Annotated in this window: 5 protein-coding genes and 6 pseudogenes; 2 read left to right on the top strand and 9 right to left on the bottom strand. The window is 59.0% G+C overall.

The window, feature by feature from the left end; translation table 11 throughout:
- The coding region (locus tag AC0L17_RS33810) for an ABC transporter substrate-binding protein (protein WP_473518902.1) at window positions 1-864 on the bottom strand (864 nt) is incomplete at its 3' end.
- Window positions 865-971: 107 nt separating this feature from the next.
- A pseudogene (locus AC0L17_RS33805) lies at window positions 972-1,088 on the bottom strand (amidohydrolase); the annotation flags it as partial.
- Between the two features lie 407 nt (window positions 1,089-1,495).
- Between AC0L17_RS33805 and AC0L17_RS33800 the strand changes: the two are divergent.
- Together AC0L17_RS33800 and AC0L17_RS33795 are read left to right on the top strand one after the other, a co-directional pair.
- Window positions 1,496-1,801 (top strand): annotated as a pseudogene (locus AC0L17_RS33800) (ATP-binding protein); the annotation flags it as partial.
- 195 nt (window positions 1,802-1,996) lie between these two features.
- Window positions 1,997-2,570, top strand: a pseudogene (locus tag AC0L17_RS33795) (IS110 family RNA-guided transposase); the annotation flags it as partial.
- A 20-nt stretch (window positions 2,571-2,590) separates the two neighbouring features.
- Here the strand turns inward: AC0L17_RS33795 and AC0L17_RS33790 are convergent.
- From AC0L17_RS33790 to AC0L17_RS33760, 7 genes and pseudogenes are all read right to left on the bottom strand, one after another.
- A pseudogene (locus AC0L17_RS33790) lies at window positions 2,591-3,349 on the bottom strand (IS256 family transposase); the annotation flags it as partial.
- Window positions 3,350-3,663: 314 nt separating this feature from the next.
- Window positions 3,664-3,849 (bottom strand): hypothetical protein, encoded by a 186-nt coding sequence (locus AC0L17_RS33785; RefSeq protein WP_473518903.1) that lies wholly within the window; start codon window positions 3,847-3,849, stop codon window positions 3,664-3,666.
- 55 nt (window positions 3,850-3,904) lie between these two features.
- A pseudogene (locus tag AC0L17_RS33780) lies at window positions 3,905-3,988 on the bottom strand (hypothetical protein); the annotation flags it as partial.
- The gene (locus tag AC0L17_RS33775; RefSeq protein ID WP_473518901.1) at window positions 3,951-4,262 is read right to left on the bottom strand and encodes a hypothetical protein; all 312 of its coding nucleotides are present in this window, start codon (window positions 4,260-4,262) and stop codon (window positions 3,951-3,953) included. The pseudogene AC0L17_RS33780 and the gene AC0L17_RS33775, both read right to left, overlap by 38 nt.
- A 481-nt stretch (window positions 4,263-4,743) precedes the next feature.
- Window positions 4,744-5,206 (bottom strand): annotated as a pseudogene (locus AC0L17_RS33770) (transposase family protein); the annotation flags it as partial.
- A 51-nt stretch (window positions 5,207-5,257) separates the two neighbouring features.
- Window positions 5,258-6,427 (bottom strand): M24 family metallopeptidase, encoded by a 1,170-nt coding sequence (locus AC0L17_RS33765; RefSeq protein WP_473518900.1) that lies wholly within the window; start codon window positions 6,425-6,427, stop codon window positions 5,258-5,260.
- A 285-nt stretch (window positions 6,428-6,712) separates the two neighbouring features.
- A complete protein-coding gene (locus tag AC0L17_RS33760; RefSeq protein ID WP_473518899.1) occupies window positions 6,713-6,985 on the bottom strand; it encodes a hypothetical protein in 273 nt (90 codons plus the stop codon).
- Between the last annotated feature and the right edge of the window lie 638 nt (window positions 6,986-7,623).

Below are 7,623 nucleotides of genomic sequence, written 5' to 3'. Positions count from 1 at the left end.
TTCAATGAATTTCTGTGCGTTCTGCAGATTTTTGGCGCCCTTCGGGATGGCCCAGCTTTCCCAGGTCAGCTTTGACTGGCTCCGATTAATCTCAATCGGCACGCCTTGGTCGATCATTAAAACGGCTCGTCCGTCGAAGGACTGCGCCAAGTCGACAACCTTATCGTGTAGCATCTGCCCGAGCTCGGCCCCGGTCGTCCACCACTTGCGGGTATGCGGCTTGATCTTCTCCAGGCTGGCGAAGGCTCGGTCTATATCCAAAGGATAGATGGCGTCAGCAGACACACCGTCCGCCAGTAGAGCTTCCTCCCACGGGCCGTACCCGTACACGCCGGATGTCAACGTTCGAACTCCAGGATATTTGCTGACATCCCAAAAATCTGCCCACGTGGTCGGCCTCGGTTTGTCAGCCGGAAACTTCTCGGTATTGTAAACCATACAGTAAGCGTAGACAATCGAGCCAACACTGTACGGAGTATTGGCGAAGTCTAGCATCGCGTCCAATTCATCTTTCCTGTAGATTGAGTAATCAATCTTTTCGAGGTAGCCCTTCTCAGGAGCTAGAACGGATGTGGCTGCGGCCACGGGAACCACGTCGACCGAAACGCTATTGGTCGACACCATTAGCTCAAGCTTGGCCCTTGGTACTTCGTCAGTGATCGGGGTCACTTTGATTCCCGTCTCCACTTCGAATGGTTTTACGTAGACTTCGATACAGGCCTTGGCGTACTCGCCACCATTGAGCGCGACCGTCAACTCGCCCGTGGACTGCGCAGTAGCGCGGCGGGACTGGTAAGACATCGTACCTACCGCGATAGCGGATGCCCCATGGATGAAACGTCTGCGGTTTATCGACGCGCTCATTGGTTTGTTCTCCCTCAGGTTCCCGTCACTGGACAGCTTCCTGTCTTGTTTCGCAGCTCTTCGTACAGCCTTAGTCAAGCGGCGAGTGCCGCCTCGACCAGGTTCACCTAATAGCCGATGCCATAAGGCAGGGCTTCGTCGTTGAAATCGTGTGCCGGGTTGTGCACGGCAGCGGTCGGACAATTGCCAAGGAGAATGTGTGCGCCCGGCCGCGCCGCTAGTAGCTATTCCCGTTTCGATATGATTGATGCCGAATGAAGCCACGAACCGCGCAGACACCCCGGAAAGTCTCCGCGCTGTGCATCCGTTGTTCCCGAATTTTCATGGCCGCTTGGTATATTTTTTTGGGCTGATTGGCACTTGCCTTTTCTCGAATATCATTCACCCGACAGCTTCCGTCAAATGCAGTTTGCATATTGCCGTTATCTAGAAGCGAGATGGAGGCTACTGCATGTAATCCGCTTCCGTCATCGCAACGTGCCAAGTGTGGCCGGCCGAAGGTTGTTAAAACACGTCCAAAATCGGTCTCAATATCGCCAAGCACGGTCTATAGAGCTCGGGCGCTTCTACATCGTCGAAAGTTGCGGGCGCGACGACATCGTCGTGTTCTTTGCATCTGCGCCGCCGCCTGATCGTCAACGCGCTCGAACAGGAGAAGGCCAATGGCAGAGCAGGCCAGATCGCCAATCGGCTCGCCCATTCCGATCTCGTCATCCTTGACGAACTGGGATACTTACCCTTCAGCGCATCCGGCGGGGCGCTGCTGTCCATCTGCTGAGTACCGTCTACGAGCGCACCAGCGTCGTCATCACCACCAATCTCAGCTTCAGCGAATGGCTACCGTCTTTCGACGGCGCTGCTCGATCGCCTGACTCATCATTGCCACATCCTGGAGACCGGAAACGACAGCTTCCGCTTTCAAGAACAGATCGGCCAACACGCCCGCCGTGCAGAAGGGGAAAACCGCTACCTTGACCAAATCCTGAGACCCAAACGATACATGAGACGGGTCACTTCTCGGCGAAAATTCCGGGTCAGATCTTGGCGGAAATTAGCAGTGTGTCGTTCCTGGCAGGCACCATCAGCCGCTTTGCGGTTCTGGCGGCCGGCCGGCCGCCGAGCAGATGCCTAGGCGATTTGCGAAGCCGTCACACGCCCAACGATGCGGTTCGTGCCGATCAAGGCGGCCGAGCAGCAAGCTGCCGGGATGGTGCTGAAGGTTCGCGAACTTCTGATTCGCCAACGCAGCCAGGCCGCCAACGTCTTGAGAGCCCACATGGCGGAATTGGGTATCGCGACAACTGCCGAGATAGTGAGCGTCGTCAAACTCGTGGCCATCATCAATGATGGAAGCGACGACAGAATTCCACCTGCCGCCCGGTTTGCCCTTAACGAACTAGCAGAGCAGATCGAGATACTAACCACCCGCGTCGAGCGGCTCGATCGGGATATCCGTGCCTCGGTCAAAAAGGATGCCGATGCTCGTCGGCTAACAAGCATCCCTGGTGTTGGTCCGCTTATTGCGGCGACGATAAAGCGGTAGTGCAGGATGCAGACAGCTTTCGCACCGGCCGTGACTTTGCCGCCTGGATCGGACTAACACCGAGAGCCAATTCCAGCTGCGGAAAAGAGCGCCTTGGACCGATATCCAACGAGGAAACCGGCAGTTGCGGATGCTACTGATTGTCGGCGCAACTTCGGTCCTTCTGTAACGGGCCTCGATAAGCACGTAGCAGCGCTGCCATGCCGCCTCCGGGATCACCTTGCCGATCGCCGCGACCAGGCCGGCATGATCGTCAGACACGACCAGCTCGACGCCCTTGAGGCCGCGCGCCTTCAAGCCGACGAGAACGTCCCTCCAGGCCGAGCGGCTCTCGCGATTGGCCATCTCCAGGGCCAGGATCTGACGCCGGCCGTCCCAGTCGATGCCAACCGCGATCAGCACCGCCTGGCTCATGACGATGCCGGCTTCGCGCACCTTCTCGTAGCGAGCATCGAGGATGAGGTAGGCAAAAGGCTCTTGAAGCGGGCGCTCGGCAAACGCTTTCAGGCTCTCGTCCAGGCGTTTGTTGATGGCCGAGATCGATGAGGCCGAGAAGGCATGGCCGCACAGCTCTTCCGTGATCGCCTTGACCTTGCGGGTCGAAACGCCCTGCACATACATCTCCGCAAGCGTGGCCACCAAGGCCCGCTCCGAACGCTGGTAACGCTCGAAAAGCTCGGTGGAGAAGCGGCCGGCCCGGTCCTGCGGAACTCGCAGCTCAAGCTTGCCGACACGGGTGACAAGAGTGCGGCCATAATAACCCGAGCGATAGCCGAGCCGCTCCGGTGTGCGCTCGCCTTTCGAAGCACCCAGAGCCTCGTCCATCTCGGCCTCGAGCACCTCCTGCATCACCGCCCGGATCACTTCGTGCAGACCTTGCGGGTCCGAAAGCAGAATGTCTTTGACGGCGGCGCTGGCGGTCTTACTTTCAGTCTTGGTCATGGTGGCGTTCCTTCGCGGGAATCAGGTGACGTTGAACATCACCAGCCTGCCATGACCGCCCCCTCTCAGCGAATTTGCAGAACTCTCAGCACACTACCATCCAATCGCCGGGGTCTCGCTTCTGTACGGTCGGCGCGACGGTCGCCGCCTGATGGGGTTTGAAGAGGATGAGGCCGAGCCAATCTCAAGCCGCGTGGTCGCAATGCCGACGTCCGAAGTTGCGGTCTGACCTGATCCATCGTCCCGGCGACGGGACTTCGCTTCGTGAAGGCCTGGTGTGGTGACCCGCCCCGAAAACCGTGGTTCTCCATTTCTTAAGCGGCTGCCGTCGTCATCTTGGCCGCGACGTTGAAGACAGTTCCGTCGGCGAGCATGCGGTGCAGGATCACCGCAAGCTTGCGCGCCAACGCCACCTTGGCCTTCTTCATCCCGGCCCGCCGGCCGATCCGCATCGCCCAGCTTTTGAGCTCCGTGCAGCCCTTGAGCGGCTTGGTCAGCACGATGTGGGCGGCCTAAATAGAGCGCTGTGCGCACCGCGGCATCGCCGATCTTGCTGATGCGGTCGCTATAATCGGTCTCGCCGGACTGAAACTTCTTGGGGTCAGCCCGAAATGCGCACCCGCCTGCTTCGACGAGCAAAATCGCCCTGGATCATCGATCGTGAAGCATAGGTGACCGCGACGATCGGACCGACCCCCGGCGTCGACATCAAACGCCTGGCCCTGGCGTCCCGGCGCACCAGCGCGCGAACCTGCTTCTCGAAAGCCTGGAACTCGCGCAGTAGCACGGCATGCACAGAAAGCAGCGCCGCGGCCACCATCTTCAGGTTCGCATGGCCGGCCACCAGTTCGTGGATACGCCCGGCCAAGCCGCGCGGTGTGGTCTTGCCGACCTTCAGCCCGAAGCCGCGCACGGCAGCTGGCGGAGCAACATCGGAACGAGGAGCAGGCTCGACAATGCCACAGGGACATTTCACCGATGCGGCGACCGCAGCCTGATGCCGGATGAAGAAGCGCAGTTTGAAGTTATCGCGACAGCGCCTCGTTAGATTAACCGGCGAGCAGCCGCCACGCAGGCTGAATCAAGCGCTGGATCGCCGGGGGTTACGATATCCGCCTAAGCTCCCTCCACGGTTTCCCAGATGATCGGGCAATCGAATGTCGCCGGGTTCGATAGGAGGAGCCGGGCCGTGGCATCGCGGCGTGCCGCCAGGCGGCAGCCCTCCTTCGAGCTTGAGAATCCCGAGGGTGCACCGGCTTTGTGGCGTCACAGAGAAAGCTCGTTTAAAGTCAGTTCCAATTTTCCTGGAGATGCCTCCGCCAATTGCTCTGCTGATCGAGATAGCAATCGATGGGAAGCTCCAGGCCATTCACAAAGACAGTCCTTCGCGACGTAGGCGCGATGTAGTGCCACTCGACATTGTCTTCTTGCCACTGCCGGATCGCCAGCGACGTCAGTTGGGTGCCGTTATCCGAGACGGTCATGAGCGGGCGACCTCGCGCCTCGACGAAAGCGTCGAGTCCCACGCCACCCGCATTCTGGACAACAGAGGTGTACCCCACCAGCGCCAGGCATTCGCTGGTGAAGTCGTCGACGACCACCAGAATCCAGAACCGGCCACCGTCTGCACAGAGCCATTGGCGCACATGTCCCCAGCGTCAGTTTGCGGCCGCGGCGCTTCCTCACCGTCAGCCGTTTCCTCCCGGTAAAACAGGAACAGCATTTTGTGGTTCAGCTCGATGCCTTCCCGCCGCAACAGGATGTGCAGGCGTCGATAGCCGAACCGCCGACGCTGTGCGCCAGTTTCTTAAGCCGTAGGCGGAGGGCCTGCGCGACGTCTCGCCACCGTGTGGGCGCACGCCACCCGCCCACAGAGTCGACTTTCGCACCCGACGTTCAGGAGTCCATCTAAATCTCAAAAATCCGTCGGGGCGCAGTGGTCAGGACCTCCACGCCGGTGTCTGTCACGCGGAATGTCTCGCTAATGACATATCCGAAATCCTCCTCGATCCAGTTGCCCAGCATTAGGTGGAACGTCATGTTGGGCTTCAGTTCTGTCATATCGCCATTCTTGAGGCTCGCCGTCGGCTCGATCCATCCGATCCCGTGAGCGTAGCCGCAACGCGTCTCCTTTTTGAGGCCCTGCTTCTCAATCGTGCGATAGAACGCGTTGGCGACGTCACTGCAGGTCGCTCCCGGTTGAACCGCCTCTAGAGCAGCTTCGAGGCCAGCGACTTGGATCTCATGGACGCGACACAGGCGATCCGACGGTGCACCTATCGAGTACGTGCGCATGAGCCCGGCACAATAGCCATGGCGCACCCCCCCAATTTCGAGATTGATCTGTGAACCAGCGCGAAATACATCCTCACTCCAGCTAATGTGGCAAGTTCCCGTTCGCGGTGAGGAACACAAACTTATTCCCGCGATCCTTGTTCCGGACTTGCCATTCGCGCCGCGTATCAAGGTTCCCGCGATTTCCGCGACCGCGTCGGCTTCACGCACGCCAGGGCGTATCACCTCAGCAGCGCGCAGGATCGCCGCGTCTGAGATTGCGGCCGCTTCTCGCATGACCTCAATCTCGAGGTCAGACTTGATCAGACGGATCCAGGTGACCGCCTTAGTGCAATCCACGATTCTGGCCTCGGGCAGTCGCGTGCTCAACTTTTCTGCCGATTGCGCCGGGAGGCTGTACAACTCGATCCCTATGCTGCGGTTCGCGAGGCCAATTTCTTTCAGGAAATCGATTATCGAGTCGTACCCGTCCTTCTCAGGATTCCCGATGAGCGCTTCAGGGTAGGCGACGATTTTGTCGCGCTCCATGAAGCAATGATGGACGGCTGCCGGTGCATCGCAGCGACGCAAAATGAAAGTCGGTTCCTCCTCCTTCATCGAAACAACCACTGCCTGGGGGACGTAGCCCGAAAGTGCATTGTATCCCGTGAGATAGGTAATGTTATGTTGGTCGGACACGACGAGCGCATCGATATCGCGCCGCGCCATTTCCGACTTCGCCGCGGCAACCCGACGCAGGTATTCACTTCTCGGGAATGCCTGCGATCCTCTGCTAATCGTCATGAATTCAACTCCATCTAGAGGATTTTCGCACCGAAGTCGCGTCGTGGCCTCGCGCTCCTCCGTGACATCTCCTCAAACGACCAGGCGCCGTCTCGACCGGTGGAGGTAGCGGCGCCACTCGGTTGCCTCGTTTTTGGCCGCGTGGCCTTTCAATTAGTCAAGCATCAATCGTTCGGGGCACTCCGTCAAATGAAGTTTGTGTATGATCGTCATCTAGATGCGAGATGGTCGCTATGGCGGCGGAGTGTACACGGGCTTGACAAACGCGTTGGGACGCCCCTCTGCTCAGGACCGGCGAACGACCTCGCCGCCGTCAAGCTCGTCGCAACCTGCATCTGGTGCCAAGCTCGTGAGCTTACAGCCCAGGGTTGCATTTGCCGATATAATGTCCCGGATGATCCCATTTTTTTTCAAAGCGGTGGGTTCGTTCCAGTCCCGAAAGTACGGCTTGCCCGCCGCGAGCCGCAACACGCACCTGCGACAGGGAGTCGATCCACCGTCGCTGCGCTGATCGTCAGCAGCTATCGCGAAGCTCGCCACCCAGATCAGGCTGGCCATGCCGCTCAAGCGCCGGCCAGCAAGACGGGGAAAACGGGCTTCAGTCGCTTCGAGCAGAGACGGTCGGACGCCTCCCACAACACGATCAGAGTCTCTCGAACCTGTTCGTCATAACGGGCGGCATGCCGGCCCCTCGGAAGGCGGCTTCGTCTCGCGACGACCGGACACAATAGCCGGTGACCGCGACAAACTCATCCAAGATCCGCTGCTTGTCGATCCCGCAGCTCGATTGATAACGCTTCAACCAAATCCGCCCGTATTGCCATGCTGATCCGACTTGCCATCTTGCCATCCATCGTCCCCAAGCCAGGATGGCAAATGACGATGCATCCCTTTCGGGACCGCGAATCTATCGGTAACATTCAGCGTGAGGCAGTGCGGGTCAGCTTTTCAATTCGCCTGACAAAACTGGCGTCCTTGAGCATCACAACCCTCCGAAGCTCGTCGAGACACCGCCAGTGACGAAAACGCTGCAACAGATCGTTCAATTATATTTACAGAATCTTTTCAACCGCAGGTCACCGACAATGATAACTTCACCGCCAAGTCTGAGGTCAGGCAGTGATAACAAGCTGATGCCTGCTTACGCTCGGACCACCGCACAGCACGCAACGGAGGGTCAACGCCAATGGCAAGAA

It is taken from the genome of Mesorhizobium sp. WSM4829, assembly GCF_055811475.1.
The sequence above is the reverse complement of the archived record's forward strand: the minus strand, read 5'-3'. Positions and strand labels throughout refer to the sequence as shown.